Here is a 26,871-nt window from a genome sequence, read left to right on the forward strand (position 1 = left end):
ACCTTTGACCGCACCGAGTCCCGGACTCAGGCCGGCTTTGCCCTTTGATTCGTTGAGGTAAAGATCGGCATCGGGCATTTTCAAGTTTTTTACAAGGAGACAGCATGGAAGAGATAGTTATCGTTTCAGCAGGCCGGACTGCCGTTGGCAAATTTGGCGGTTCGCTGGCGAAAATACCTGCAACCGAGCTGGGCGCTGCCGTTATCAAGGCGGTGCTGGCGCGCTCGGGCTTGAACGCTGAACAGATTGGCGAAGTCATCATGGGCCAGGTGCTGGCTGCGGGTGCAGGCCAGAATCCAGCTCGTCAGTCCGTGCTCAAGGCCGGTTTTCCGCAGGGCATCCCGGGCCTCACGATCAATGCCGTTTGTGGCTCCGGTCTGAAAGCCGTCATGCTCGCGGCGCAGGCCGTTGCGACTGGCGACAGCGAGATCGTGATTGCCGGCGGCCAGGAAAACATGAGTGCTTCGCCACATGTATTGAACGGTTCGCGTGATGGTCAGCGCATGGGCGACTGGAAAATGGTTGACACCATGATTGTGGACGGCCTGTGGGACGTCTACAACCAGTACCACATGGGCATCACGGCAGAAAATGTTGCCAAAAAGTACGAAATCAGCCGCGAAGCGCAGGATGCACTGGCCCTTGCCAGCCAGACCAAGGCGGCAGCGGCGCAGGATGCAGGCAAATTCAAGGACGAAATCATCCCGATTTCGATTCCCCAGAAAAAGGGTGATCCGCTGGTGTTTTCGGCGGACGAATTCATCAACCGCAAAACCAGCGCCGAAGGCCTGGCAGGCTTGCGCCCCGCGTTTGACAAGGCGGGTGGCGTGACCGCAGGCAACGCATCCGGTTTGAACGATGGTGCTGCCGCTGTCATGGTCATGACCGCCAAAAAAGCAGCTGCCCTGGGCCTGACGCCGCTGGCGCGCATCGCCAGCTACGCCACCGCCGGGCTGGACCCAGCCTACATGGGCATGGGACCGGTTCCTGCTTCCACCAAGGCATTGCAGCGTGCCGGCTGGAACGCCCAGGATCTCGACTTGCTTGAAATCAACGAAGCCTTTGCAGCGCAGGCCTGTGCAGTCAACCAGGAAATGGGTTGGGACACCAGCAAGGTCAACGTCAATGGCGGCGCGATTGCCATTGGTCACCCGATTGGCGCGTCCGGTTGCCGTATTCTGGTGACGCTTCTGCACGAGATGGTGCGGCGTGATGCCAAAAAAGGCATTGCCAGCCTGTGCATTGGCGGCGGTATGGGGGTTGCCCTCACACTCGAACGCTGAATATCAGCTAAAACAGGTTCTAGCGCCCGCTAGTCGGGCCTAAACAGCTATTAAATTAATAGCAAAACAATTTTATAAAAATCTAGCAATTCAAGGAGAAGGCAATGAGCAACAAAGTAGCGTACGTAACAGGTGGTATGGGCGGCATCGGAACCGCCATCTGCCAGCGGTTGGCCAAGGATGGCTTCACGGTCATCGCCGGTTGTGGTCCCACGCGGGACTTCACCAAATGGCTCGACGAGCAAAAAGCCTTGGGTTATTCTTTTCACGCCTCTGTCGGCAATGTGGGTGACTGGGACTCCACCGTGGCTGCGTTCGACAAGGTCAAGGCAGAGCATGGTCCGGTCAGCGTGCTGGTGAACAACGCGGGTATCACGCGTGATGGCCAGTTCCGCAAAATGAGCAAGGCCGACTGGGATGCCGTGATTTCGACCAACCTCGACAGCATGTTCAATGTGACCAAGCAGGTCATTGAAGGCATGGTTGAGGCCGGCTTTGGTCGCGTCATCAACATCTCTTCGGTGAACGGCCAAAAGGGCCAGTTTGGCCAGGTGAACTATTCCACCGCCAAAGCCGGCCTGCATGGTTTCACCATGGCGCTGGCGCAGGAAGTGGCAAGCAAGGGCGTGACGGTGAACACCGTCAGTCCAGGCTACATCGGCACCGACATGGTCAAGGCGATTCGTCCTGAAGTGCTGGAGAAAATTGTCGCTGGCGTGCCTGCCAAGCGCCTGGGTCAGCCGGAAGAAATTGCATCCATCATCTCCTGGATTGCTTCTGATGAAGGTGGTTACGCCACCGGCGCCGATTTCTCCCTGAACGGCGGCCTGCACATGGGTTGAGTGTTTGGGCGCATCAGCTTCCCACGTGAAAAACCCGCTTGCGAGCGGGTTTTTTTATGGTCGATTCAGTTTAATTTTTCGCCGCACTGGCTGTACTGGCCGCAGGCTTGATGGTCATGGCCTTCTCTTCCTTTTTGCTTGTCTTCGCATCGATTTTGGTGGCGGCCTGGTATGGCACACCGCCCACGGTCATGCCTTCGGTGGAGAATTTGGCAGCATTTTTTTCGCCGACACCCTTGACGCGAGCGATGAAGTCAGCCCAGTTTTTAAACTCTGATTTTTTGCGCTCGGTAACAATCAACCGGCTGGTGGCCGGACCGACACCCTTGATGCCATCCAGATCAGCTTCGCTGGCCTTGTTGATGTCCACTACGGCAAAGGCTGCGCTCAGTGACATGGCAGCGAGAAACGCCAGTAATTTTTTGAGCATGGAAAATTTCCTGAAAATAAATTGAGTGAAGCGTTGATAACGCCTGCAGGCGTTCAGTTTGTGGCGATGCTCAGCCACTGCATATAGGCCGTCACACCCGATTGCACGTCGGCAAAAGCGTGCTGGCAGCCTGCTGCGCGCAGGGCGCCCAAATCTGCCTGGGTGTAGCTTTGGTACTTGCCAACCAGTGCTTCGGGAAAACCGATGTAATCAATCATGCCTCCACGTACGGCGTCTTCAAGACTCAACGGAGCTGCGTTCTGGCTCTGGCGCAAGGTGTTGACGACGGCAATGGCGACGTCGTTGAAGGGTTGCGCACGACCCGTTCCCAGGTTGAAAATACCGGATTTTTCAGGGTTGTCAAAAAACCAGAGGTTCACTGCCACCACGTCGTCGATAAAGACAAAGTCGCGCATTTGTCCGCCCGGACCGTAGCCGCCATAGTCGCCAAACAGCTTGACCTTGCCATCGGCCTGAAACTGGTTGAACTGGTGAAAGGCCACACTGGCCATGCGGCCCTTGTGCTGCTCGCGCGGACCATAAACATTGAAGTACCGAAAGCCGGCAACTTGCGTTTGTGCATTTTCAAACCGCATGCCGAGTTCGCGCCGCATGTGCTGGTCAAACAGAAGCTTGGAGTAGCCGTAAACATTCAACGGCTTTTCGAATTCGGGGGATTCGCTAAAGGTATCCGAGCCACCGTAAGTGGCGGCTGACGAGGCATAGAGCAGGCGGGTGTTCTGGTTCTGGCAGGCACGAAACAGATCGCACGACAGCGTGTAGTTGTTGGTCATCATGTATTTGCCGTCCAGTTCCATGGTGTCGCTGCAGGCCCCTTCATGGAACACCGCTTCGACATGCCCGAAAGCGCCATCGGCAAACCGGTCGTAAAAGTCGCCCGCATCCATGTAGTCGGCGATTCTCAAGTCGGCCAGGTTGCGGAATTTGTCGCCTTGGGTCAGGTCATCGACGGCAATGATGTCGTCAATGCCACGGGCATTGAGTCCCTTGACCAGGTTGCTGCCGATGAAGCCGGCAGCGCCGGTGACTACGATTTTCATGAAAATTCCTCGGGTTTCAGTACGCTGCGTATCTCAGGAGAATGCGAAGAGTTCGCTGTAATTGACGGTGGCCGTACCAAACTTGCCGACGACAATGCCGGCCGCACGGTTGGCAATCGGTACGGCATCACGCAGACTCATGCCAGCCGCGGCCATCGTGGCCAGTGTGGCAATCACGGTATCGCCCGCACCGGTGACGTCAAACACCTCCCTGGCCACCGTGGGTACATGCAGTTCTCCCTGTGCATCGAACAGCGTCATGCCTTCTTCGCTGCGCGTCACCAGCACGGCCTGCAGGTTGAGCGCGGCTCGCAGATGATGGGTTTTGGTGCGCAGTTCGGCTTCATTGCTCCAGAGGCCAATCACCTGTTCAAGCTCTGCCCGATTGGGCGTGATGACGCTGGCGTTTTTGTAGCGTGCAAAGTCCGAACCTTTGGGATCAACCAGGACCACTTTGCCGGCAGCGCGTGCCTGGGCAATCATGGTCACGATGTGCGCCAGCCCGCCCTTGCCGTAGTCTGAAAACAGCACCGCATCATGCTGCGGATACAGCTTTTCAAAGGTCGCGGATTGGGAGGCCAGCACTTCATGTTCAGGCGTGTTTTCAAAATCCAGCCGCAGCAGTTGCTGCTGGCGCCCGATCACCCGCAGCTTGACGGTGGTTTTAAGCTTTGCATCGCGGCCAAAATAGGGCGTGATGCCGGTTTTTGCAACCAGATTCTCCAGCGTATGGCTGGCTTCGTCCTCGCCCACCACGCTTAGCAATGAAGCTTGCGCGCCGAGCGTCACGATGTTGTAGGCCACGTTGGCCGCTGCGCCAATACGCTCTTCGGTACGCGTCACGCGCACGACGGGAACTGGGGCCTCGGGCGAAATGCGGTCCACCGCGCCGTACCAATAACGGTCCAGCATGGCATCTCCAACCACCAGAACGCGGGCTGAAGCAATTTTTTGAGGAGTTATTGTCAAGTTCAAGTTCAAGTTCATGTTCTGAGGGGCGGCTGGATTACAGTTCTTCAATACGACGCATGGGGTAGCTGTCCCAGGCCTGGCAGCCAGGGCAATGCCAGAAATGCTGCGTGGCTTCAAAGCCGCAAGCGGCGCAGCGGTAACGCATCAACGGCTTGGTGGCCTGGTCCATCGCTCGTTGAACCAGGGCATGATGGTGTTCATCTTCAAGTTTCTCGCCCGCAATCCATTTACTGGCAGCCACCAGCGAAACCTCGCGCTCCAGATGCCGTACATACCACTGGCGTGCGGTTTCCGGTTCTTTTTCAAGTTTGACGATGGCTTCAATGAGGTCAATCGAAGGCGTTTGGGCGTAGCTGGCCTTCAGTAGCGCCAGCGTGGCTTGCTGTTCACCACTGCTCTGCGCAATGTTGGCCAGCAGGCCGGCCGCCAACGGCAAGGCCTGGGAGGCGGCAGCGGTCAGTTTGAGCAGGGTCTGCAAGGCCTCATGCGACTGCCCCAATTGATTTTGCAACTTGGCCAGATCAATCAGCGGCCTGGCTGAAGCGGGCGCCATGGCAACGGCTTGCGCCAGGGTGTCCAGTGCCTTTTCGGTATCGCCTGTAGCCACAGAAGCAATGGCCTGCTCGCACAGGTAATGGGCCTGCCGGGTGCTGAAACTGCCGTGGCTTGAACTGTCCAGACGGGCGGCAATTTCGGTGGCATTGGCCCAGTCGCGGGAGCGTTCGTAAATCGACAGCAGTGCAAGCCGGGCTTCTTCTTCAAACGGCGTATCTTCGAGTTTTCGCAGGGCTGCTTCGGCGCGGTCGAGCAAACCGGCTTTCAGAAAATCGAGCGCCAGCGCATGCTGGGCACGCTCGCGTTCGTGCTGGGTCAAATCGCCGCGCGACATCAAATGCTCATGCACCCGCACGGCACGTTCGTATTCACCACGGCGGCGAAACAGGTTGCCCAGGGCAAAGTGCAGTTCTGAGGTGTCGGGGTCGTTCTGGACGGCTTCGATGAACGCGTCAATGGCCTGGTCCTGCTGCTCGTTGAGAAGGAAGTTCAGGCCCTTGAAATAGGCCTTGGGTGCCTGGCGATTTTCAATTCGCAGTTGCCGCAAATCCAGTCGGGAGGCCAGCCAGCCGAGCGTAAAGGCGAGAGGAAACCCGAGCAAAACCCAGGTGAAGTCAAATTCCATGTTGAAACGGGATGCGATGGTTGTCGGCTCCGTCTGGTGAACTCCCGGAACCAGGGGGGAGGGTAGCCTTGGGCTTTTTCCACCAGCGCGGCATCATGACAAGAATACCCAGTGAGAGCCCGCAAGCGAAGGCGACCAGCACCACCAGCACCAACGGTGCTTGCCATAATGTGCCGAAAAAGAAATGCACTGCGACCGTTTGCTGGTTATTCAGCGCAAAAGCAAAAAGCGTAAAAAAAATGGCTGCCTTGAGCAGCCACATCAGGTATTTCACTGGTGATCCCCGTGAGTGGTCAGACGATTGTAGCCAGCCCACCAAGGGAAACCTGAAGACCTTATCCGGAATATGTGACCTTCAGCAATTCGCCGGTTCGGGCATCAACGGCTTCCCGCAATGCCTTGCCCGGCTTGAAATGAGGCACCCGCTTTTCAGGAATGGCCACGCTTTCCCCGGACCGGGGATTGCGTCCCATGCGGGGCGGCCGCCGGTTGATGGAGAAGCTGCCAAAGCCCCTGATTTCGATCCGGTTGCCACGCACCAGCGTGTCGCTCATGGCATCAAGAAGCGTCTTGACGGCATGTTCGGCATCGCGGTGTGTCAACTGGCTGAATCGGGCAGCCAACTCTTCAACTAAATCGCTTCGGGTCATCCAGAATTATCCGGTTGGGGGGCAGATGACATGGGCGGCGCAATGGCCGCGTCATGTGATCTGTCCCGCAAGGACTTACTTGTCGCTGTTGTCCAGCTTGGCGCGCAGCAGGGCACCCAGGCTGGTCAGGCCGGCGCTTTCACGCGAGGACTGCTGGCTGAGGGAAGCCATGGCTTCTTGCTGGTCAGCATTGTCCTTGGCCTTGACGGACAACTGGATGTTGCGGGTCTTGCGATCCACGTTCACCACGACAGCCGACACTTCGTCGCCTTCTTTCAGCACATTGCGCGCATCTTCAACGCGGTCACGGCTGATTTCGCTGGCACGCAGGTAGCCAATGATGTCTTCGCCCAGATCGATTTCGGCGCCCTTGGCATCGACCGTCTTGACCTTGCCGGTCACAATCGCGCCCTTGTCGTTGATCGACACGAACGTGGTGAACGGATCGGAATCAAGCTGCTTGATGCCCAGGGAGATACGCTCGCGGTCCACATCGACGGCCAGCACAATCGCTTCGACTTCCTGGCCCTTTTTGTAGTTGCGAACTGCGGCTTCGCCGGGCTCGTTCCACGACAGGTCAGACAGATGCACCAGGCCGTCGATGCCGGCAGCCAGGCCCACAAACACGCCGAAGTCGGTGATCGACTTGATCGGACCCTTGACGCGGTCGCCGCGCTTGGTTTCCACGGCAAATTCCTGCCATGGGTTGGCCTTGCACTGCTTCATGCCCAGGCTGATGCGGCGCTTGTCTTCGTCGATTTCCAGAACCATGACTTCGACTTCGTCGCCCAGGGCCACGAGCTTGCTAGGCGCCACGTTCTTGTTCGTCCAGTCCATTTCGGACACATGGACCAGGCCTTCGATGCCGGGTTCGAGTTCCACGAACGCGCCGTAGTCGGCAATGTTGGTGATCTTGCCGAACAGGCGGGTGCTTTGTGGATAGCGGCGGTTCACGCCCATCCATGGGTCGTCGCCCATCTGCTTCAGACCCAGGGACACGCGGTTTTTCTCGGTGTCGAACTTCAGGATCTTGGCCACGATTTCCTGGCCAGCCGTCACCACTTCGCTTGGGTGACGCACGCGGCGCCATGCCATGTCGGTGATGTGCAGCAGGCCGTCAATGCCGCCCAGATCGACGAATGCACCGTATTCGGTGATGTTCTTGACGATGCCCTTGACGGCGGAGCCTTCCTTCAGGGTTTCCATCAGCTTGGCGCGTTCTTCGCCCATGCTGGCTTCGACCACGGCGCGGCGTGACAGCACGACGTTGTTGCGCTTGCGGTCGAGCTTGATGACCTTGAATTCCATGGTCTTGTTCTCGTACGGAGACAAGTCCTTGATGGGGCGGGTGTCGATGAGCGAGCCGGGCAGGAAGGCACGGATGCCGTTGACCAGAACGGTCAGGCCGCCCTTGACCTTGCCGCTGGTCTGGCCGGTGACGAATTCGCCGGATTCCAGGGCTTTTTCCAGGCTCATCCACGATGCCAGGCGCTTGGCCTTGTCGCGGCTCAGCAGGGTGTCGCCGTAGCCGTTTTCGACGGAGTCGATGGCGACGGAGACAAAATCGCCGACCTGGACTTCAACTTCGCCCTGGTCGTTCTTGAATTCTTCAAGAGGAATGTAAGCCTCGGACTTGAGGCCGGCGTTCACAACCACATGGTTGTGATCGATGCGCACTACTTCAGCGGTGATGACTTCACCGGAGCGCATTTCAGAGCGTTCAAGTGATTCGTTAAACAGGTCGGCAAAAGATTCAGACATGAATTTCCTAATCCACACAACAGGTTTCCAATAGCGAAATTGCTATTGTTTTTAGGGCTGCTTGCGGCGGTTTGGTGAGGTTTCGCGGTCAAACGACGGGTAAGACCGCAGGTTAAACAAATGTTCCTGCTGACCTTGCGCCCCATGAAAGGGGTCAGCGTCGGAGGTCAGAAGGGCCGGGTGCCTTGCCACCAGTCGATCACCTGATCCAGCGATTCTTCAATCGTCAGGTCGGAGTTGTCCAGTAACTTAGCGTCTTCAGCAGGTTTTAACGGGGCGGCTTTGCGAGACATGTCTCGCTGGTCGCGCGCTTCCAAAGCCTGTTGAATGGCGGCGATTGTAGTCGTATTTCCCTTTGAAATCAACTGCTTGTGCCGGCGTTCGGCGCGATGCAGGGCGCTGGCGGTAAGGTAAATTTTGAGCGCTGCGTCGGGAAATACGACGGTGCCCATGTCCCTGCCGTCAGCAACAAGGCCTGGCAGCTGCCGAAAGCTGCGCTGCAGGTCCAGCAGGGCATTGCGGACTTGTGGATGGGCCGAAACCCGGGAGGCGGCCATGCCGGCGATTTCGGTACGAATGGCTTCAGAAACGTCTTCCTCGGCTTCTTCTGTGGCGAGGAAAATCCGGTCGCCCTTGAACCGGACCGGCAAGCTGCGTGCAATCTGGGCGACTGCTTCGCCATCGTCCAGCGACAGGCCGGCGCGCAAAGCGACAAAAGCGCTCAAGCGGTACAGGACGCCTGAGTCCAGGTAGTGGTAGCCCAGGCGATGCGCGGTCAGCGCTGCCAGCGTTCCCTTGCCGGAGGCGGTCGGGCCATCCACGCAAATCACGGGGATCTGGTCGGTTTGCGCTTGGGCCACCGAAAACAGGGCTTCGAAATAATCCGGGAAGGTCTTGGCAACGCACTTGGGATCCAGAATGCGGACCGGCAATTCGGCCGGATTGAAGGCTGCCAGCGAAAAACACATGGCGATGCGGTGATCGTCGTAGGTGTGAATGACTGCGGGTTTCCATGCGCCTGCCTGAGCAGGGGGCGTAATTTTCAGGTAATCCGCACCTTCTTCCACCGTGGCCCCCAGCTTTTGCAGTTCGCAGGCCATGGCGGCAATGCGGTCGGTTTCCTTGACGCGCCAGCTGGCGATGTTGCGCAGCACGGTGGTGCCGTCAGCGTAGAGTGCCATCACGGCCAGCGTCATGGCGGCGTCGGGAATGTGGTTGCAGTCCAGGTCGATCGCCTTGAGGGGCCAGGCACCGCGCGAGATCTGCAGCGAGTTGGGCGTGCTGTCAATTTTGGCCCCCATCATGCGGGCGGCTTCGATGAAGCGGATGTCGCCCTGGATGGAATCCGCGCCCACCCCCATGATTTTTATATCATTTATGCCTTTTGCGCATGCTGCTATTGCACCAAGTGCTATGAAATAGCTAGCAGATGAGGCGTCGGCTTCAACATGGATTTCGCCCGGTGACTGGTATTGGCTGCCGGCAGGAATCGTGAAGCGTTGCCAGCCGTCGCGCTCGACCTGGATGCCAAAACGCTTGAGCAGGTTCAGCGTGATCTCGATATAAGGCCGGGAAATCAACTCGCCAACGACTTCAATGCGAATCGCTTGTTGCGCCACCAGCGGCAGTGCCATCAGCAGGGCCGTGAGGAACTGGCTGGAAACGTCGCCACGGACGCGAATCGCATCGTCCAGCTTCAAGACACCCGGACGCAGCCGTAATGGAGGAAAGCCCTCATTGCCGAGGTAGTCGATGGCGCAACCCAATTGCCGAAGTGCATCGACCAGATCGCCAATCGGGCGTTCGTGCATGCGCGGCACGCCCGACAGTTCAAACTCGCCACCGAGCAGCGCCAGCGCAGCCGTCAGGGGGCGCATGGCTGTGCCGGCGTTGCCCATGAACAGCGCGGCCTTGCGCTGGACGAGCTGGCCGCCCAGTCCGCCGATGACGGCGGTATTGCCGCTTTGCACTACCGTGCAACCCAGTTGTTCCAGCGCGGTCAGCATGACTGCCGTGTCGTCAGAGGCCAGCAAATCATGGACCGTGGTTTGACCATGGCTCAATGCGGCCAGCAGCAGGACGCGGTTGGAAATGCTTTTGGAGCCAGGCAGGTAAACCGTGCCTCCCGCCTGTGTCAGCGGCGGAATGTCCAGATACTCGATGTCGTACATGAGAGGGTGCTTTACTTGTGGGCTTTGTGCGAGGAAACGCGCCAGTTGGCGCGCGTTTCACTGGCCTGCCTGATCTGGGATTCGAGTGCATCGCCGTTGCCGCCTGAAATTAGCTGTTCAAGGGATTGCAGGGATTGCTGGAAAATTTTGGACTGCGCCAGCAACTCTTCGCGGTTGGCCAGCAGGATGTCGCGCCACATTTGCGGATCGCTGGCTGCAATGCGGGTGAAGTCGCGAAAGCCCGGTCCTGCCAGTGCCATGTAGTCTTTACCATGCGTCTGGGACTTGATGCCATTGATCATGGCAAAAGCGATCAGGTGGGGCAGGTGGCTGACGGCCGCATACGCCGCATCATGCGCCTGCGGCGACATCTTGACCACATGACAACCCATGGCGGTCCAGACATCGGTCGCCTTTTGCAACTGGACGGTGAACGTGCGCTCAATGGGCGTGAGGATGACCTGCTTGCCTGCGTAGAGGTCCACGTCGGCATGTTCGACACCTGAAACCTCCTTGCCGGTAATCGGGTGGCAGGGCACAAAAGAACCCATGTGGTCGCGCAGGACACGACACGCAGCGTCCACGACATCGCGCTTGGTCGAGCCCACGTCCATGACCAGCGTGTCGGGTCCGACGAGATGGCGGATGGCCTTGAAAGTGGCTTCCGTCGCCGACACCGGAATGGCCAGCAGCACGATGTCAGCGCCCGAGACCGCCAGAAGGGCAGATGGTGCTTCCACATCGATCACCCCCATCTGGCGGGCGCGTTCCGTGGTGGAGGGAGATTTGCTGTAGCCGACCACTCGCTTGACCAGACCGGCACGTTTGAGCGCCAGTGCAAAGGAACTGCCCATCAAACCGCAGCCGATGAGGCCTAATTGCTCGAACATGACCGGCACCTGAATTTGTTGTAGTTGTTTTGAGTTCACTCTGTCTCGCCGTGAATCCCGCATCAGTCGCCGATCGGGTAGGTGCCGAGAACTTTATAAAACGCGCAAAGCTGCTGCAGATCAGCCAGGGCGGCTTTCACATGATCTTGAGATGGATGGCCTTGCAGATCGATATAAAAATAGTATTCCCACTGGCCCGAGCGGGCCGGACGCGATTCAAAGCGGGTCATGGAAACACCATGGGTTTTCAGCGGCACCAGGATGTCATGCACGGCACCCGGGCGGTTGGGAACCGAAACCACCAGGCTGGTGCAGTCCTTGCCCGAGGCGGGCGGGGCAGGGAGCGTTTGCGGCAGGCAAACCACTGCAAAACGTGTGCGGTTGAATGCATCGTCCTGAATGGCGTGCGCTACGGTGTGCAAGGCGAACTGGGTTGCCGCGCGGTCGCTGGCGATGCCCGCCCAGGCCGGATTGGTCGATGCCAGGCGCGCGCCTTCCGCATTGCTGGAGGCGGCGCGGCGTTCGACATGCGGCAGGTGAGTTGTCAGCCAGCCATGGCACTGCGCCAGCGCCTGGGGATGGGCATAAACGATCTCGATGTTTTCAAGGGAATCCGTCAGCCGCAGCAGGTTGTGGCGCACCATCAAACTGATTTCTCCCACGATGTGCAGCGGAGAGTTCAGCAGCAGGTCCAGGGAGCGCGACACCACGCCTTCGGTGGAATTTTCAACCGGCACCACCCCATAACCCGCACTGCCGGCTGCGGTGGCGCGAAACACCTCATCAATGCTGACGCAGGAGACATGCTCAATGCTGTTGCCAAAAAACTGCAGGGCGGCTTGCTCGCTGAAGGTTCCGGCAGGGCCGAGGTATGCCACCCGGACTGGTGACTCAAGCGCCAGGCACGCCGACATGATCTCACGCCAGACGGCAGCCACATGTTCGTTTTTAAGCGGCCCCATGTTGGCCTGCTGGATCTTTTCAATCACCTGGGCAACCCGGTCGGGTCGGAAAAAAGGCGTGCCTTCGCGTTTTTTGACTTCTCCGACCTGTTCTGCGACCAATGCGCGTCGGTTCAGGAGGGTCAGCAGTTCCTTGTCCAGCGCGTCAATCTGGACGCGCAAATCATCGAGGGTGGCAGTCATGTCAGGCGTGTTTTTGTTCGAATTCTTGCAGGTAACTCACCAGTGCTTCAACGCCCGCGAGCGGCATGGCGTTGTAGATACTGGCGCGCATGCCACCGACGGATTTGTGTCCCTTGAGCTGCAACAGTCCGCGCGCCTTGGCACCAGCCAGGAAGTCCTCGTTGCGCGATTCATCGCGCAGCAGAAACGGTACGTTCATGCGGGAACGGCAGTCCTTGCTGACCTTGTTGATGTACAGGCCGGAATGGTCGATGGCGTCATAAAGCAGCTCCGCCTTGGCCAGGTTGTGTTTTTCCATGGCGGCAATGCCGGTCGCTTCGCCTTCCTTTTGGCGTTTGAGCCACTGGAAAGTCAGGCCGGCTATATAAATGGCGTAAGTCGGCGGCGTGTTGTACATTGAGTCGTTGTCCGCCACTGTTTTGTAATTGAAAGCGCTTGGGCAGACAGCCAATGCATGGCCTAGCAAATCTTCCCGAACCACCACCAGTGTCACGCCAGCGGGACCGAGGTTTTTCTGCGCGCCGCCAAAAGCCAGACCCACTTTGGACCAGTCAACGGGCCGGGATGCAACATGTGACGAGAAGTCGATGACCAGCGGTGCGTCGCTGCCCAATGCTTTCAGGTCGGGCAATTCCTGGAACTCGACGCCGTGAATGGTTTCGTTGGTGCAGACATGCACATAGCTGGCATCACGCCGCAGTTGCCAGGTGGCCGGCGGCGGCAGGCTGGTATGAGCGCTGCTTTCATTGGTGGCGGCAATCTGGACATCGCAGTATTTGCGTGCTTCTTTTTGCGACTTGTCGCTCCAGCTTCCGGTTACTACAAAATCAGCCGAGCCGCCGCGCGAAATATTCAGCGGGACAATGGCGTTTTCCGCCAGTCCGCCGCCTTGCATGAACAGGATTTTGAAGTGCTCAGGGATTGCCATCAGTTCACGGAAGTCAGCTTCGGCGTGCTCGTAAATCGAGATGAATTCCTTGCCCCGGTGGCTCATCTCCATGACGCTCATGCCGCTGCCATGCCAGTCCAGCATTTCGGCGGCTGCCTGCCGCAAAACCTCTTCGGGCAAATTCGCAGGGCCGGCTGAAAAATTGAAAGGCCGGATCATTTCTTGGCGGGCTGGCTGGCTTTGGGTGCCGTTGCAGGCGCGCCCACAATCTTCAGCGCTGCATCATCAAACTGCTTGGCCCGGGCGAGCACATCGGCGCGCGAGGCTTCAATCAGTTTTTGGACGAACATATTGCCAAGTTCAGGTGAACTGGCCTGGTATTTCTTGATGGCAGGCGATTCAAAAAATGCTGCAATTTGCTGCAGTTCTTCCAGCGTAAAACGCTCGGCGTAAGCTGGCACCAGGACATCGGTGCTGACCTTGCTGACCTGTTTTCCAATCAACTGGTTGGCATCGTCAGCGTATTTCTTGAGTTCAGCATTCAGTGCTTCCGACGCTTTTTTCTGGTTGGCTTTGGCCACGTTCGCTTCCAGCCTTGGTCCCCATTTGGCGATCAGCTCCTGTGTTGCACCGTCTGCCAATTGGGCTATGAGCCGGTTAAGTTCAGGCCCTTGCTGAAGCTTGACGACTTTGGCTGCCAATTCGGTTTTTGGCTCAGTTGTTTGTGCATGCAGGGTGGCAGTGAAGGCAAGGCCGGCGAGTGCCAGCGTGGTGATCAGTTTTTTCATGAATTGGTTTCCGGTTTGTCGGCATCGTTGCCTGCGTCGTTTCCAGTATCGGTATCGACATTTGTTTCTGTATCGTCCAGCGTGGCATCGTTCTCGACGATTCGCTGGAGGCCGCTCAACTGTGAACCTTCATCCAAAGCTATGAGCGTAACGCCTTGGGTGGCGCGGCCCATTTCGCGGATTTCGCTGACGCGCGTGCGAACCAGTACACCCCTGTCAGTGATCAGCATGATTTCATCGTCAGCATGAACCAGTGTCGCTGCAACGACCTTGCCGTTACGTTCACTTTGTTGAATGGCAATCATGCCCTTGGTGCCGCGGCCATGTCGAGTGTATTCACTGATGGACGTGCGCTTGCCAAAACCCATTTGGGTGGCAGTCAGCACGCTTTGTTCACCGTCTTCCGCTACCAGCATGGCGATCACGCCCTGGCCTTCTTCCAGGTTCATGCCGCGCACGCCTCGCGCATTGCGGCCCATGGGGCGCACATCATTTTCATCAAAACGAACCGCCTTGCCGCCATCGCTGAACAGCATCACGTCGTGCTTTCCATCGGTGAGCGCGGCGCCGATCAGGTAGTCTCCCTCATCCAGTGCCACGGCAATAATGCCGCCCTTGCGGGGATTGTTGAAATCGTCCAGAGGTGTTTTCTTGACGGTACCCATGGACGTGGCCATGAAAACATACTGGTCAGCCGGGAAGCTGCGTTTTTCACCCGTCAGTGCCAGAACCACAGTGATTTTTTCACCTTCCTGCAGCGGGAACATGTTGACAATCGGCCGGCCACGCGAGCCGCGTGAGCCCGCGGGCACTTCCCATACCTTGAGCCAGTAGAGCCGGCCCCGGTCTGAAAAGCAGAGGATGTAGTCATGGGTATTGGCAATGAACAACTGGTCAACCCAGTCGTCCTCTTTGGTGGCCGTGGCCTGTTTTCCACGACCACCGCGTTTTTGCGCGCGGTATTCCGAAAGCGGCTGGCTCTTGATATAGCCCGTGTGCGACAGCGTGACCACCATGTCGGTCGGGGTGATCAGGTCTTCTGTACTCAGGTCAAACGAACTGTGCTCAATATGGCTGCGCCGAGCGCCCAGCTTGGTCTGGCCGAATTCCAGCTTGATGGCTGCCAGCTCTTGCCCAATGATGGTGGAAACCCGCTCTGGTCTGGCCAGAATGTCGAGCAGGTCATCAATCTCGGCCATGACTTCCTTGTATTCCGCAACGATTTTGTCCTGTTCCAGGCCGGTCAGGCGCTGCAGGCGCATCTGCAGAATTTCCTGGGTCTGGGTTTCCGACAGGCGGTAAAGGCCGTCGCTGCCCATGCCAAATGATTTCTCAAGTCCATCGGGACGGTAATCATCGGCATTGACCACGCCGCCATCGGCGTGTGCGCGGGTGAGCATTTCGCGCACCAGGCTGCTGTCCCATGCGCGTGTCATCAACTCGGCCTTTGCGACGGGAGGCGTCGGCGCATTGCGAATGATGGCAATGAACTCGTCAATATTGGCCAGTGCGACGGCCAGGCCTTCCAGAACATGGCCGCGTTCGCGTGCCTTGCGCAGCGTGAACACCGTGCGGCGTGTCACCACTTCGCGGCGGTGCGAGATAAACACCTGAATCAGATCCTTCAGGTTGCACAGCTTGGGCTGGCCATTGATCAGCGCGACCATGTTGATGCCGAAGGTATCCTGCAGCTGTGTCTGCTTGTACAGATTGTTCAGCACCACCTCGGGCACTTCACCGCGCTTGAGGTCGATAACCAGACGCATCCCGGATTTGTCGCTCTCATCTTGAATGTGGCTGATGCCCTCGATTTTCTTTTCGTGCACCAGCTCGGCCATGCGCTCCTGGAGCGTTTTTTTATTGACCTGGTAGGGAAGTTCATCAACGATGATGGACTGGCGTTGGCCCTTGTCGATGTCTTCAAAGTGGCACTTGGCACGCATCACCACCCTGCCGCGCCCGGTACGGTAACCATCCTTGACGCCGTTGATGCCATAAATAATGCCGCCAGTAGGGAAGTCCGGGGCTGGAATGATTTCCATCAGTTCATCGATGGAAGCATCCGGATTTTTCAGCAGATGCATGCATGCATCCACCACTTCATTCAGGTTGTGCGGCGGAATGTTGGTAGCCATGCCTACGGCAATGCCGCCTGAGCCATTGACCAGCAAGTTGGGCAGGCGGGTCGGCATGACCAGCGGCTCCTGTTCGCTGCCATCGTAGTTGGGGCCGAAGTCGACGGTCTCCTTGTCCAGATCAGCCAGCAACTCATGCGCGATCTTCGAAAGGCGTATTTCCGTGTAGCGCATTGCCGCAGCGCTGTCGCCGTCAACTGAGCCGAAGTTTCCCTGGCCGTCCACCAGCAAGTGACGTAGCGAGAAATCCTGGGCCATGCGAACGATGGTGTCATAGACCGATTGGTCTCCGTGAGGATGGTATTTGCCGATCACATCGCCCACAATACGGGCAGATTTCTTGTAAGGCCGGTTCCAGTCGTTGTTCAACTCGTGCATGGCGAAGAGCACACGCCGGTGCACGGGTTTGAGTCCGTCACGTGCGTCGGGAAGCGCCCGCCCCACAATAACGCTCATCGCATAGTCGAGGTAGCTTCTTCGCATCTCCTCTTCAAGACTGATGGGCAGGGTTTCTTTTGCGAACTGGGTCATGAACGGCCTGGTTTGGGAGTATCAAGATATGGGAGAAAGTGGCTTGATTTTAAGGCTCGAGTGTAAAACGGCTTGTTTGTGGCTGGTCTGCAACATATTTTGAAGAATCTGCGCTTCATGTAAGACGAAGGCCATAGCGCACTTGAAGCTCAGAATGTGTGTGGCACAATGAATGTAACTCCTTGAGTGATGGTCACTTGAGGTGTGTAATCTTAATAATCGCAGCAAGTCTGCGGCTTTTCTCTAGAGGAGAATCATGAACAAACTCAACAAAGTGGCAATGTTGTTTGCTTCCGCAGCGCTTGTTACCGCCGCTGGTGCGCAAACTATCGACAACTGGAAGAACGGCAACGGCGATTTGGTCTGGAAAAATGGTACCAATGAGCTTTGCTGGCGTGACAACTTCTGGACTCCAGCGACTGCTGCTCCAGGTTGCGATGGCGCAATTGTTCCTGTTGTTGCTCCTGTGGTCGTTGCTTCTGCTCCGCCTGTAGCCGCTCCTGTGGTTGTTCCAGTGGCTCCCCCTGCTGCTACCAAAGTGACTTACGCTGCCGATGCTTTCTTTGACTTTGACAAGTCAGTGATCAAGCCAGCAGGCAAGGAAAAGCTGGATGACCTGATTGGAAAAATCAAGGACATCAATCTGGAAGTAATCATTGCCGTGGGTCACACTGACTCTGTCGGCAGCGATTCTTACAACCAGAAGCTGTCGGTTCGCCGTTCTGAAGCTGTGAAGGCTTACTTGGTGTCCAAAGGCATTGAGAAAAACCGCGTTTATACCGAAGGTAAAGGCGAGAAACAGCCTGTAGCCGACAACAAAACCGCCGAAGGCCGTGCGAAAAACCGTCGCGTGGAAATCGAAGTGGTTGGTACCCGCGCCAACAAGTAATCCTTTCAGGATCAGCAAAAAAACCGCGCCAAGGCGCGGTTTTTTTACGTCTCAACGATAATCATTCCATGCCTAAAACCCAAAACTTCGATCCCACCGAACTGGCTAAATTTTCTGACCTGGCTCATCGATGGTGGGACAAGGACAGCGAATTTCGCCCCCTGCACGAGATTAATCCACTCCGGCTCGACTGGATAGATGGCTTGGTATCACTAAACGGTTTACGCGTGCTTGATGTAGGGTGTGGCGGTGGAATTTTGGCTGACTCCATGGCTCGCAAGGGTGCGGCTGTGCTCGGAATTGATCTGGCAAGCAAGGCCTTAAAAGTGGCTCAGTTGCATGCGCTTGAGGCTCAGACCCAAGGGGTAGAGTACCGTGAGGTCAGTGCCGAAGCCCTTGCGGCAGAACAGCCCGGCAGTTTTGACGTGGTTACCTGCATGGAAATGCTCGAACATGTGCCTGATCCGGCTTCGGTAGTCAACGCCTGTGCTGCTTTGGTCAAACCTGGTGGGCATGTCTTTTTTTCCACCATCAACCGCAACGCCAAAGCTTTTTTGTTTGCCATCGTTGGAGCGGAATATCTCCTCAACATGCTGCCTCGTGGTACGCATGAATACGCCAAATTAATCAAGCCCAGCGAACTGGCCCGCTACTGTCGAGTAGTCAACCTGGATTTTCTGGAGACCAAGGGAATGGAATACAACCCGCTAACCCGTCATTACTGGCTTAGCGCTGACACTAGCGTGAATTACTTGGTGGCTACCCAAAAATCCCAAGTTGCGTAAATCTGCGCTCTTTTAGTTCCTTCCTTGTGAGCGACTGCTTTTAATATGTTCAACAATATCAATGCCGTGCTGTTCGATCTGGATGGCACGCTGATTGACAGTGCTCCTGACCTTGGTGCTGCCGCTGACAAAATGCGCACTGACAGGGGCCTTGAATCGTTGCCTTTGTCGCTGTACCGTCCCATGGCAGGTGCCGGTGCACGAGGCATGATTGCCGTGGCTTTTGGCCTGACGCCTCAAGACGCTGAATTTGACAGGCTAAAGGAGGAGTTCTTTGCCAATTACGAAGCGTGTCTGGTGGAGCACACCTATGTGTTTGACGGTGTGGCTGAGCTGATTGCACGCATTTGTCACGCTGGCCTCAAGTGGGGGGTCGTCACCAACAAGTCAGCCCGCTTCACTATTCCGTTAACTCGGGCCATGCCACTTTTCAGTACAGCCCAAACCATCATCAGTGGCGATACCATGCCTCATGCAAAGCCGCACCCCGCTCCTTTGCTGGAGGCCGCGCGCCAGCTTGAAATGGCTCCCGAACACTGTATTTATGTTGGCGATGATGAACGCGATATCCTGGCAGGTCGCGCAGCAGGCATGCCCACAGTGGCGGCAGCTTATGGCTATCTGGGTGCAGTGAGCGATACCACAGGCTGGAAAGCCGACTTTACGATTACCGCGCCTTCAGGACTCTTGAATTTGTTAAAAATGGCTTAAAATACCGGGCTTGGGGCTGCATTGGTTTCGACGTGGGTTCGGACGCGGTGTGGTGCATGTCGAGCTTAGTGTGCTCGTAAAACTGACTAAAACAAACTAACTGCAAACGACGAACGTTTCGCACTCGCAGCTTAATTGCCTGTGAGCTTTACAACAGCAGGCCGATGGGCTGGGCAAGGGGTTCTTAGCGCAAGTTAAGGATTCCAGGCTGTAAAGATAATTTTATCGGCTGGCTCCGGGCTGGGTACCTTAACCTGGGGCAAGAAAATAGGGTGCTGGCGTCCTGTGTAGCGTGCGACTGCGCGATACAGGTGGCGAGACTCAAATCAGACCGCTAAACATGTAGATCTGCCCGAACAAGGCTTGCGGACGGGGGTTCAAATCCCCCCAGCTCCACCACCATAACTGTCAAAGGCCGTTTACTGAAGTCCAGTAAACGGCCTTTTTCTTTGGAAAAACATATGCAATTGCAGGAAATTCTTTTTTCCCAGGGTTTTGGAACGCGGCGCGTCTGCGCTGGGCTGGTTCAACAGGGTTTTGTGACCCTGGCGGGCGTCCCCTGTACGGAACCAGCTATGGAATTTATAGCGGATGGCTTGCGCTTCACGGTGCAGGGCGTAGCCTGGGCGTACCACGAAAAAGCGTACCTGATGCTGCACAAGCCCGCTGGCTATGAATGCTCGCAAAAGCCGAGTACCTATCCCAGCATCTACACGCTGCTGCCGGCGCCGATTCGCCAGCGGGGCGGGGGCGCGGCAGCCGGCGTGCAGGCGGTTGGACGGCTGGACCAGGACACGACCGGCTTGCTGCTGTTGTCGGACGACGGCAAGTTCATTCACCGCATGAGTTCACCCAGGCACCACGTTCCCAAGGTCTATGAGGTGACGGCCAAGCATCCGGTGGACGCGCAGCAGGTCCAGAAGCTGCTGGCCGGCGTGGTCCTGGACGATGACCCCAAGCCGGTCCGGGCTGCGGCCTGCGAGCAGACCAGCGAGCTGCAATTGAGCCTGACGCTGACCGAAGGAAAATACCACCAGGTCAAGCGCATGATTGCCGCCGTCGGCAACCGGGTCGAAGGGCTGCACCGCTCGCGCATTGGTTCGCTGGTGCTGCCGGCGGACCTCAATCCCGGTGAATGGCGCTGGCTGACGGCACAAGACCTGGCCAGCATTACCGCAAGCGCTGCGCAAAGGTGAATCCACCCCTGTCCAGGCGAATGCTTTGTGCTGGATCAACAGCTTGAAGTCAGCGGATGCGGTTTTGAAAGCGGATGTGGACGCCCGGTCATGGCCGGCCGCTACACTAGCGGATTGACCTTGGAAAGACCTATTTTGTGAATGCTTATTCCCGCTTTCTGGCTGCCTTTATTTGCGCCCTTCCGGGTCTGCTGTGTTTGCCCGCGCTGGCGCAGACTGCCAAGGTTTCTCTTGCCGCGCCAGCGCCAGTGGCTGGCAATATCACCACGCCGGTGTTCGTGCTTAATTCCCTGGAAGACAGCGTCAGCGTCATCAATCCGTCGAACTGGACTGAAATCAAGCGCATCGAGACCGGCAAGCAGCCGCACCACCTGTACCTCACGCCCGACGAAAAGTCGGTGATCGTGGCCAATGCGCTGTCTGACTCGCTGACCTTCATCGACCCTAAAACGGCTGAGGTCCAGCGCACCGTGCGCGGCATCATTGACCCTTACCACCTGCGGTTCTCGCCCGACATGAAGTGGTTCGTGACGGCTGCCAACCGCCTCAACCATATCGATATCTTCCATTGGAACGGCAAGGACATGACGCTTGCCAAGCGCATCGCCACCGGCAAAACGCCCAGCCATTTGTGGATCGACAGCAAAAGCAGCACGATTTACTCGACCATGCAGGAAAGCGACGAGTTGATTGCGATCGACCTGGCCACCCAGACCATCAAGTGGCGTACCAAGACTGGCTCCACGCCCGCCGACGTGTTTGGCACGGCCAACGACAAATTCGTGCTGGTCGCCCTGACCGGCGGCGACGGCGTCGAGGTGTATGACGTGAGCGGCAAGGAGCCCAAGCGGGTCAAGTTCATCAAGACGGCGATGGGCGCCCATGCCTTTCGCGCTTTCGGCGACAAGCGGCATCTGCTGGTCAGCAACCGCGTGGCCAACAGCATCAGCAAGATCGACCTGCAGACGCTCGAAGTGGTGGACAGCTTTCCGGCGCCCGGCGGTCCTGACTGCATGGACGTGACCCGTGATTTGAGTCAGATCATCGTCACCTCGCGCTGGATTCGCAAGCTCACTTTCATCGACGTTGCCAGCCACAAGGTGGTGCGTCAAATCAATGTTGGCAGGAGTCCCCATGGCGTCTGGACGCTCGATCACTCACCGCGCTAGACAGGCCTCATTTGCTATTTTATTGATAGCTAATTGCGCTTATGCAGCAAGCGCAAACGGTCAATTTGATGCAAAAAATCCAGCTGAAAGCGCTTCCTGCAAGCCGGTGTACCTGACGCTGGACACCGGCCACATGGAAGTGGCGCCGCTGATCGCCGGCGTGCTCAAGCGGCATCAGGTCAAGGTCACCTTTTTTGCCGCCAACGAGCGCACCAAAACCGGCGACGGCAGCCTGGGAACGCACTGGGCCGGCTGGTGGAAGGCGCGCGCCGCCGAAGGCCACGAGTTTGCCTCGCACACGTTCGACCACACCTACTGGCGCGCCGACGTGCCGGGTGCATCGGGGGCGCCGACGCAATTCAGGGTGCGCCCTTCGGCCGGTCCTTCCGAGGGCAGGGAAGTCACCTGGACGGCCCGGCAATACTGCGAGGAAATCGGCCGTGCCAGCACGCGCCTGCAGGAAATCACCGGCAAAAAACCGCTGCCGCTGTTCCGCGCACCGGGCGGAAAAACCTCGCCCCAGCTTCTGGCGGCGGCCCGGTCCTGCGGCTACGCGCATGCGGGCTGGTCGCCTGCCGGATTTTTGGGTGACGAGTTGCCCAGCGACAAATACCCCAACGATGCGCTGCTGAACAAAGCGCTGCAGGGCATCCGCAGCGGTGATGTCCTGGTCGCGCATCTGGGCATCTGGTCACGCAAGGAGCCGTGGGCGCCTGCCGCGCTGGAGCCCTTGATCATCGGCTTGCAGTCGCGCGGCTTCTGTTTTAAAACCCTGCGTGAACATCCCGGCTACAAGGCCTGGATCGAAGCGCAGTCGGGCGCTCCAACCCTTCAAGCCGGGAAATAGAACGATGGACTGGTTGACTGGAATTTTCGCGGGCGTTCAGGCATGGCTGTTCCAGGCGCTGGTGCAACCGGCCCTGTTCGCGCTCGACTTGAGCAGCCTGTTCGAGGATGCTTACGCAGCGACCGCCTGGTTCATGATGGGGGTGATCCAGATCATCATCTTGCTGGCCGTGATTGGCCCGCTGCAGCGCTGGCGGCCGGTGGAGGCGATGGACTCGCCCAGTGAGCGGGCCAGCATACGCGTTGACGTTCTCTACACGCTGCTTCACCGGCTGGGCTTGTTCAAGATCGTGCTGTTTTTTACCCTTGATCCCTGGTTTGATGAAGTCTTCGGTGCGCTGCGGACAGCGGGCTACGGCACTTTTCACCTCGACCAGTTATGGCCCGGCGTCACTGACCAAGCCGTCGTCAGCCTGCTGATCTACCTGCTGGTGTTTGACTTTGTCGGCTACTGGACGCACCGTGGCCAGCACCAACTGGAGTGGTGGTGGCGCCTGCATTCGCTGCACCATTCGCAGCGGCAAATGACGATGTGGAGCGACAACCGCAGCCACCTGCTCGACAGCATCGTGCTCGACAGCATCGTCGTCGTCGTGGCGCAACTCATTGGCGTGGCCCCCGACCAGTTCATCGTCATCGTCACCCTGACGCAGCTCAGCGAAAGTTTCCAGCATGCCAATGTGCGACTGTGGTTTGGCCGCATAGGCGAGCGGCTCTGGGTCAGCCCGCGCTTTCACCGGCTGCACCACAGCATCGGCATCGGCCATGAAACCAACGGCCCAAAAACGCTGGGCGGGCATAACTTCGGCGTGCTGCTGCCGTGGTGGGACATGCTGTTTGGCACGGCCAATTTCGAGCAGCGTTACGAGCCCACCGGCGTGCGCGACCAGGTCGAGGGCAATCGTGATTACGGCCGGGGTTTCTGGTCCCAGCAGTGGCTGGGCATGAAGCGCCTGTTCGGGCGCGCATGAATTACCAATGAACAGTCTTCTTGATTCCTTCTGGCGGGCGGTGATGTACTGCCTGCATCCGCGCGTCATCGTCCTGTCGATCCTGCCGGTCGTCATCATGGGCGCGCTGTCGCTGACCGTGGGCTACCTTTACTGGGAAAGCGCACTCATCGCGGTGCGCGGCAGCCTGGAAAGCTTCGAGCTGGTCAACGCCATGCTTCACTGGCTCGAAGGCGTTGGCCTGGGCAGCCTGCACCTGGTGCTGGCGCCTGCGCTGCTGCTGTTCCTGGCCATTCCGGTGATCGTCATGGTGACCTTGCTGTTCGTGGCGATGTTCATGACGCCGAGCATGGTGGCCCTGGTGGCGAGCCGGCGGTTTCCGCAACTGGAGCGTAAACGAGGCGGCTCGCTGCTGGGCAGCATTGTGCGGTCGCTGGGTTCGACCCTGCTGGCTGCCGTTGCGCTGGTGGCGACGGTTCCCCTGTGGCTGGTGCCGCCCCTGGTATTGATACTGCCGCCCTTGATCTGGGGCTGGCTGACCTACCGCGTCATGTCCTACGATGCGCTGGCCGACCATGCCAGCGCCGAGGAACGCGAGCAGATTTTCCGGGAAAACCGCCCGGCGCTGCTCGGCATTGGCGTGCTCAGCGGCTACCTTGGCGCCGCGCCCAGCCTGCTCTGGGCATCGGGCGCCATGTTCATCGCCATGGCGCCGATCCTGGTGCCGCTGGCGATCTGGATTTACACCCTGGTGTTTGCCTTTTCCTCGCTCTGGTTTGCCCATTACTGCCTGGTCGCGCTGGAGCAGCTTCGCAAGCGAAATAATGCTTTTGCGCAAGCACCACGGGCACAAGCTGCTACTGATTTGATAGTTGATGTGCCGCTGCCGGACATTTTCCCCAAGCCTGCGTCCGGCCGGCCTGATTCATTGTCCTAACTGCAGGATGACCTCGTATGACCCCTCACTTTGGAATCATCGTCATTGGCGATGAAATTCTTTCGGGAAAGCGTGCCGACAAGCACCTGCCGAAAATCATCGAACTGCTGGCCGCGCGCGGCCTGTCACTGGCCTATGCCGAATATGTGGGCGACGACCCGGAGCGCATCACCGCGACGCTGGCGCGCGCCTTTGCAGCGGCGCGCGCGTCGGGCGATGTGGTGTTCAGCACGGGTGGCATTGGTGCCACGCCGGACGATCACACGCGCCAGTGCGCCGCCCGCGCCCTGGGCGTTGACCTGGCGCTGCATCCCGAGGCCAAACGGCTGATAGAAGAGCGCATCCGGGACACGGCGAAAGAGCAGGGCACCGTTGTCGAGCCGGACCGGCATGACAACCTTCACCGCCTGAACATGGGTGTGTTTCCGGTGGGCGCTGAAATCATTCCAAATCCTTACAACAAGATTCCGGGCTTCACTTGCCAGGCGGGGCAGGGCGCGGTGCATTTTGTTCCCGGCTTTCCGGTCATGGCCTGGCCGATGGTTGAGTGGGTGCTCGACCAGCGCTATGCCCATCTGCACCAAAAATCAGCATTCATTGAAAAATCCGTGATCGTGATGGGTTCCATGGAGGCCGCACTGACGCCATTGATGCTGGCGATTGAAGCCGAGCATGCAGGCGTCAAGGTGTTCAGCCTGCCCAGCGTGGATCATCCCGAATTCGGGCGCCATATTGAATTGGGCGTTAAAGGCTCGGTGGAGGCCGTCAGCCTGGCCTATCCCGCTTTGCTGTCAGGACTGCACCAATTCAATCTCCAGCTTGGCCCTGAATTGGTGCGTTAATGCGAACACCATAAAATTCGCGGGTAATGCGCACTTTTTTGGTGCTTTATCGACTAATTTTTTAAAACCATGGGGTCCAGAACGAGTCAATGGCCGTTCAATAGCGACAATAGCGGCGGCACAATTAAAGGCCCAGCCCAAACTCAACAGTTCCTGGCTCTGGCATAAAAAGTGCATCCAGCAGAGCCGAATTGATTTTTTAAACCACCATCCAGCACAGGAGATTCTGATGGCAAAGACCGTCGCAGACGTCATGAACATGATCAAGGAAAACGAGGTCAAGTTCGTTGACTTTCGCTTGACCGACACACGGGGGAAAGAGAATCATGTGACCGTGCCTGTGTCGCATTTTGATGAAGACAAATTTATCTCGGGCCACGCTTTCGACGGCTCATCGTTTGCAGGCTGGAAGGGCATTGAAGCTTCCGACATGCAGCTCATGCCTGATCCCAACACCGCCAACATCGATCCTTTCTTTGAAGAAACGACGCTGTTCATGACCTGCGACGTGGTCGAGCCCAGCGACGGCAAGGCCTATGACCGCGATCCGCGCTCGATTGCCAAGCGCGCCGAAGCCTACCTCAAGGCCTCCGGCCTGGGCGACACCGCCTACTTCGGACCAGAGCCAGAATTTTTCATCTTTGACAATGTGCGCTGGAACACCGACATGTCGGGCACCTTCTTCAAGATTGATGAATACGAAGCGCCCTGGAATTCGGGCAAGAAGCTCGAAGGCGGCAACCGCGGCCATCGTCCGAGCGTCAAGGGCGGCTACTTCCCGGTTCCCCCGGTGGACAGCACCCAGGACATGCGCGCTGAAATGTCGCTGATCCTCGAATCGCTCGGCATTCCGGTTGAAGTGTTTCACCACGAAGTCGCTGGCGCTGGCCAGAACGAAATCGGCACCCGCTTCAGTACGCTGGTCGAGCGTGCCGACTGGACGCAGGTCATGAAATACGTGGTGCACAACGTGGCCAACGCCTACGGCAAAACCGCCACCTTCATGCCCAAGCCCATCGTTGGCGACAACGGCTCCGGCATGCATGTGCACCAGTCCATCTGGAAAGACGGCAAGAACCTGTTTGCCGGCGACGGCTATGCCGGCCTGTCCGACTTTGCGCTGTACTACGTGGGTGGCATCATCAAGCACGCCCGTGCCCTGAACGCCATCACCAACCCCGGCACCAACAGCTACAAGCGCCTGGTTCCTGGCTACGAAGCGCCGGTCAAGCTGGCTTACTCGGCCAAGAACCGCTCGGCTTCGATCCGCATTCCTTACGTCGCCAACCCCAAGGGTCGCCGCATCGAGGCACGCTTCCCCGATCCACTGATGAATCCCTACCTCGGCTTTGCGGCCCTGATGATGGCCGGTCTCGATGGCGTGGAAAACAAGATCCATCCGGGCGAAGCCGCCACCAAGGATCTGTACCATCTGCCGCCCGAGGAAGATGCGCTGATTCCAACCGTCTGCCACAGCCTGGACCAGGCGCTGGACTGCCTCGATGCAGACCGCGGTTTCCTGACCAAGGGCGGCGTGTTCACCGACACCATGCTCGATGGCTACATTGATCTGAAAATGGGCGAAGTCACGCGTCTGCGCCAGGCAACGCACCCCATCGAATTCGAGATGTACTACTCGCTGTAATCAAGGCGAAACCGCTTACTTCGCTGAAGTGGGCGGCTGAAAAAAAAGGATGGCATCTGCCATCCTTTTTTTATGGTGGCGCGGGACTGATGCATTGGCAACTTCATATTTTTGCCGCTTTGCAGCATACTCGCAGACGATCCCCGTCTCTATCCTGCACATTACAGCCAAGC

At 57.9% G+C, this 26,871-nt stretch carries 25 protein-coding genes and 1 other RNA gene; 13 read left to right on the forward strand and 13 right to left on the reverse strand.

The window, feature by feature from the left end:
* The first annotated feature begins 104 nt into the window (after positions 1–104).
* On the forward strand, positions 105–1,283 hold the full coding sequence (locus tag ABLV49_RS06750; RefSeq protein ID WP_349280861.1) for an acetyl-CoA C-acetyltransferase: 1,179 nt from the start codon (positions 105–107) through the stop codon (positions 1,281–1,283).
* A gap of 104 nt (positions 1,284–1,387) precedes the next feature.
* A complete protein-coding gene (gene phbB, locus ABLV49_RS06755) occupies positions 1,388–2,125 on the forward strand; it encodes an acetoacetyl-CoA reductase (protein ID WP_349280862.1) in 738 nt (245 codons plus the stop codon).
* A gap of 70 nt (positions 2,126–2,195) precedes the next feature.
* Here phbB and ABLV49_RS06760 read toward each other — a convergent pair whose 3' ends face one another.
* The 13 genes from ABLV49_RS06760 to gyrA form a co-directional block, all read right to left on the reverse strand.
* Complete coding sequence (locus tag ABLV49_RS06760; RefSeq protein WP_349280863.1) at positions 2,196–2,555, reverse strand: ComEA family DNA-binding protein; 360 nt, start codon at positions 2,553–2,555, stop codon at positions 2,196–2,198.
* Between the two features lie 53 nt (positions 2,556–2,608).
* On the reverse strand, positions 2,609–3,616 hold the full coding sequence (gene rfaD / locus ABLV49_RS06765; protein ID WP_349280864.1) for an ADP-glyceromanno-heptose 6-epimerase: 1,008 nt from the start codon (positions 3,614–3,616) through the stop codon (positions 2,609–2,611).
* Between the two features lie 33 nt (positions 3,617–3,649).
* A complete protein-coding gene (gene rfaE1, locus ABLV49_RS06770) occupies positions 3,650–4,603 on the reverse strand; it encodes a D-glycero-beta-D-manno-heptose-7-phosphate kinase (protein WP_349280865.1) in 954 nt (317 codons plus the stop codon).
* A gap of 19 nt (positions 4,604–4,622) precedes the next feature.
* Complete coding sequence (gene lapB, locus ABLV49_RS06775) at positions 4,623–5,768, reverse strand: lipopolysaccharide assembly protein LapB (RefSeq protein ID WP_349280866.1); 1,146 nt, start codon at positions 5,766–5,768, stop codon at positions 4,623–4,625.
* Positions 5,758–6,042 (reverse strand): LapA family protein, encoded by a 285-nt coding sequence (locus tag ABLV49_RS06780; protein ID WP_349280867.1) that lies wholly within the window; start codon positions 6,040–6,042, stop codon positions 5,758–5,760. The genes lapB and ABLV49_RS06780 overlap by 11 nt, the downstream gene beginning before the upstream one ends.
* A 61-nt stretch (positions 6,043–6,103) precedes the next feature.
* Positions 6,104–6,418, reverse strand: a complete 315-nt coding sequence (locus ABLV49_RS06785) for an integration host factor subunit beta (RefSeq protein WP_011802176.1) — start codon at positions 6,416–6,418, stop codon at positions 6,104–6,106.
* Between the two features lie 75 nt (positions 6,419–6,493).
* On the reverse strand, positions 6,494–8,179 hold the full coding sequence (gene rpsA / locus ABLV49_RS06790; RefSeq protein ID WP_011802175.1) for a 30S ribosomal protein S1: 1,686 nt from the start codon (positions 8,177–8,179) through the stop codon (positions 6,494–6,496).
* 167 nt (positions 8,180–8,346) lie between these two features.
* Entirely contained in the window at positions 8,347–10,350 is a 2,004-nt protein-coding gene (locus ABLV49_RS06795) for a bifunctional 3-phosphoshikimate 1-carboxyvinyltransferase/cytidylate kinase (RefSeq protein ID WP_349280868.1), read from the reverse strand.
* An 11-nt stretch (positions 10,351–10,361) separates the two neighbouring features.
* The gene (locus tag ABLV49_RS06800; RefSeq protein ID WP_349280869.1) at positions 10,362–11,240 is read right to left on the reverse strand and encodes a prephenate dehydrogenase; all 879 of its coding nucleotides are present in this window, start codon (positions 11,238–11,240) and stop codon (positions 10,362–10,364) included.
* Between the two features lie 62 nt (positions 11,241–11,302).
* Positions 11,303–12,385, reverse strand: coding sequence for a prephenate dehydratase (gene pheA / locus ABLV49_RS06805; RefSeq protein WP_349280870.1), 1,083 nt, complete (start codon positions 12,383–12,385; stop codon positions 11,303–11,305).
* A gap of 1 nt (position 12,386) precedes the next feature.
* Positions 12,387–13,493: a 3-phosphoserine/phosphohydroxythreonine transaminase gene (gene serC, locus ABLV49_RS06810; RefSeq protein WP_349280871.1), complete on the reverse strand. Its 1,107-nt coding sequence runs from the start codon at positions 13,491–13,493 to the stop codon at positions 12,387–12,389.
* Positions 13,490–14,062, reverse strand: coding sequence for a DUF2059 domain-containing protein (locus ABLV49_RS06815; protein ID WP_349280872.1), 573 nt, complete (start codon positions 14,060–14,062; stop codon positions 13,490–13,492). The genes serC and ABLV49_RS06815 overlap by 4 nt, the downstream gene beginning before the upstream one ends.
* Complete coding sequence (gene gyrA / locus ABLV49_RS06820) at positions 14,059–16,728, reverse strand: DNA gyrase subunit A (protein ID WP_349280873.1); 2,670 nt, start codon at positions 16,726–16,728, stop codon at positions 14,059–14,061. Before gyrA ends, ABLV49_RS06815 begins: the two co-directional genes overlap by 4 nt.
* Before the next feature lie 256 nt (positions 16,729–16,984).
* On the opposite strand from gyrA, the gene ompA reads away from it, so the two are divergent.
* The 11 genes from ompA to glnA all read left to right on the forward strand — a co-directional run bounded on the left by ompA (position 16,985) and on the right by glnA (position 26,698).
* The gene (gene ompA / locus ABLV49_RS06825; RefSeq protein ID WP_011802168.1) at positions 16,985–17,617 is read left to right on the forward strand and encodes an outer membrane protein OmpA; all 633 of its coding nucleotides are present in this window, start codon (positions 16,985–16,987) and stop codon (positions 17,615–17,617) included.
* 68 nt (positions 17,618–17,685) lie between these two features.
* Entirely contained in the window at positions 17,686–18,402 is a 717-nt protein-coding gene (gene ubiG / locus ABLV49_RS06830) for a bifunctional 2-polyprenyl-6-hydroxyphenol methylase/3-demethylubiquinol 3-O-methyltransferase UbiG (protein ID WP_349280874.1), read from the forward strand.
* A 45-nt stretch (positions 18,403–18,447) separates the two neighbouring features.
* On the forward strand, positions 18,448–19,113 hold the full coding sequence (locus ABLV49_RS06835) for an HAD family hydrolase (RefSeq protein WP_349280875.1): 666 nt from the start codon (positions 18,448–18,450) through the stop codon (positions 19,111–19,113).
* Positions 19,114–19,125: 12 nt separating this feature from the next.
* Positions 19,126–19,512: a transfer-messenger RNA gene (ssrA, locus tag ABLV49_RS06840) on the forward strand.
* A gap of 62 nt (positions 19,513–19,574) precedes the next feature.
* Positions 19,575–20,309, forward strand: coding sequence for a pseudouridine synthase (locus ABLV49_RS06845; protein ID WP_349280876.1), 735 nt, complete (start codon positions 19,575–19,577; stop codon positions 20,307–20,309).
* A 137-nt stretch (positions 20,310–20,446) separates the two neighbouring features.
* Positions 20,447–21,478 carry a YncE family protein gene (locus ABLV49_RS06850; RefSeq protein ID WP_349280877.1) on the forward strand — a complete coding sequence of 344 codons (1,032 nt, stop codon included), beginning with the start codon at positions 20,447–20,449 and terminating at the stop codon, positions 21,476–21,478.
* Positions 21,444–22,325 (forward strand): polysaccharide deacetylase family protein, encoded by an 882-nt coding sequence (locus tag ABLV49_RS06855; protein ID WP_349280878.1) that lies wholly within the window; start codon positions 21,444–21,446, stop codon positions 22,323–22,325. The genes ABLV49_RS06850 and ABLV49_RS06855 overlap by 35 nt, the downstream gene beginning before the upstream one ends.
* A gap of 4 nt (positions 22,326–22,329) precedes the next feature.
* Complete coding sequence (locus ABLV49_RS06860; RefSeq protein ID WP_349280879.1) at positions 22,330–23,295, forward strand: sterol desaturase family protein; 966 nt, start codon at positions 22,330–22,332, stop codon at positions 23,293–23,295.
* 7 nt (positions 23,296–23,302) lie between these two features.
* Positions 23,303–24,211 carry an EI24 domain-containing protein gene (locus tag ABLV49_RS06865; protein ID WP_349280880.1) on the forward strand — a complete coding sequence of 303 codons (909 nt, stop codon included), beginning with the start codon at positions 23,303–23,305 and terminating at the stop codon, positions 24,209–24,211.
* Positions 24,212–24,228: 17 nt separating this feature from the next.
* Positions 24,229–25,053, forward strand: a complete 825-nt coding sequence (locus ABLV49_RS06870) for a competence/damage-inducible protein A (protein WP_349280881.1) — start codon at positions 24,229–24,231, stop codon at positions 25,051–25,053.
* Between the two features lie 229 nt (positions 25,054–25,282).
* On the forward strand, positions 25,283–26,698 hold the full coding sequence (gene glnA, locus ABLV49_RS06875; RefSeq protein ID WP_349280882.1) for a type I glutamate--ammonia ligase: 1,416 nt from the start codon (positions 25,283–25,285) through the stop codon (positions 26,696–26,698).
* Positions 26,699–26,871 lie beyond the last annotated feature (173 nt).

Source organism: Polaromonas hydrogenivorans, from assembly GCF_040105105.1.
Taxonomy (GTDB): domain Bacteria; phylum Pseudomonadota; class Gammaproteobacteria; order Burkholderiales; family Burkholderiaceae_C; genus Polaromonas; species Polaromonas hydrogenivorans.

What these genes read in the sequence shown, in the direction of transcription:
- ubiG (WP_349280874.1), top strand. Translation starts at nt 17,686, where the DNA reads ATGCCTAAAACCCAAAACTTCGATCCCACCGAACTGGCTAAATTTTCT.
- ABLV49_RS06760 (WP_349280863.1), bottom strand. Translation starts at nt 2,555, where the DNA reads ATGCTCAAAAAATTACTGGCGTTTCTCGCTGCCATGTCACTGAGCGCA.
- rpsA (WP_011802175.1), bottom strand. Translation starts at nt 8,179, where the DNA reads ATGTCTGAATCTTTTGCCGACCTGTTTAACGAATCACTTGAACGCTCT.
- gyrA (WP_349280873.1), bottom strand. Translation starts at nt 16,728, where the DNA reads ATGACCCAGTTCGCAAAAGAAACCCTGCCCATCAGTCTTGAAGAGGAG.
- ABLV49_RS06855 (WP_349280878.1), top strand. Translation starts at nt 21,444, where the DNA reads ATGGCGTCTGGACGCTCGATCACTCACCGCGCTAGACAGGCCTCATTT.
- ABLV49_RS06865 (WP_349280880.1), top strand. Translation starts at nt 23,303, where the DNA reads ATGAACAGTCTTCTTGATTCCTTCTGGCGGGCGGTGATGTACTGCCTG.
- lapB (WP_349280866.1), bottom strand. Translation starts at nt 5,768, where the DNA reads ATGGAATTTGACTTCACCTGGGTTTTGCTCGGGTTTCCTCTCGCCTTT.
- pheA (WP_349280870.1), bottom strand. Translation starts at nt 12,385, where the DNA reads ATGACTGCCACCCTCGATGATTTGCGCGTCCAGATTGACGCGCTGGAC.
- ABLV49_RS06815 (WP_349280872.1), bottom strand. Translation starts at nt 14,062, where the DNA reads ATGAAAAAACTGATCACCACGCTGGCACTCGCCGGCCTTGCCTTCACT.
- phbB (WP_349280862.1), top strand. Translation starts at nt 1,388, where the DNA reads ATGAGCAACAAAGTAGCGTACGTAACAGGTGGTATGGGCGGCATCGGA.
- rfaE1 (WP_349280865.1), bottom strand. Translation starts at nt 4,603, where the DNA reads ATGAACTTGAACTTGAACTTGACAATAACTCCTCAAAAAATTGCTTCA.
- serC (WP_349280871.1), bottom strand. Translation starts at nt 13,493, where the DNA reads ATGATCCGGCCTTTCAATTTTTCAGCCGGCCCTGCGAATTTGCCCGAA.
- glnA (WP_349280882.1), top strand. Translation starts at nt 25,283, where the DNA reads ATGGCAAAGACCGTCGCAGACGTCATGAACATGATCAAGGAAAACGAG.
- ABLV49_RS06795 (WP_349280868.1), bottom strand. Translation starts at nt 10,350, where the DNA reads ATGTACGACATCGAGTATCTGGACATTCCGCCGCTGACACAGGCGGGA.
- ABLV49_RS06785 (WP_011802176.1), bottom strand. Translation starts at nt 6,418, where the DNA reads ATGACCCGAAGCGATTTAGTTGAAGAGTTGGCTGCCCGATTCAGCCAG.
- ABLV49_RS06800 (WP_349280869.1), bottom strand. Translation starts at nt 11,240, where the DNA reads ATGTTCGAGCAATTAGGCCTCATCGGCTGCGGTTTGATGGGCAGTTCC.
- ABLV49_RS06860 (WP_349280879.1), top strand. Translation starts at nt 22,330, where the DNA reads ATGGACTGGTTGACTGGAATTTTCGCGGGCGTTCAGGCATGGCTGTTC.
- ABLV49_RS06750 (WP_349280861.1), top strand. Translation starts at nt 105, where the DNA reads ATGGAAGAGATAGTTATCGTTTCAGCAGGCCGGACTGCCGTTGGCAAA.
- ABLV49_RS06870 (WP_349280881.1), top strand. Translation starts at nt 24,229, where the DNA reads ATGACCCCTCACTTTGGAATCATCGTCATTGGCGATGAAATTCTTTCG.
- ompA (WP_011802168.1), top strand. Translation starts at nt 16,985, where the DNA reads ATGAACAAACTCAACAAAGTGGCAATGTTGTTTGCTTCCGCAGCGCTT.
- ABLV49_RS06845 (WP_349280876.1), top strand. Translation starts at nt 19,575, where the DNA reads ATGCAATTGCAGGAAATTCTTTTTTCCCAGGGTTTTGGAACGCGGCGC.
- ABLV49_RS06835 (WP_349280875.1), top strand. Translation starts at nt 18,448, where the DNA reads ATGTTCAACAATATCAATGCCGTGCTGTTCGATCTGGATGGCACGCTG.
- rfaD (WP_349280864.1), bottom strand. Translation starts at nt 3,616, where the DNA reads ATGAAAATCGTAGTCACCGGCGCTGCCGGCTTCATCGGCAGCAACCTG.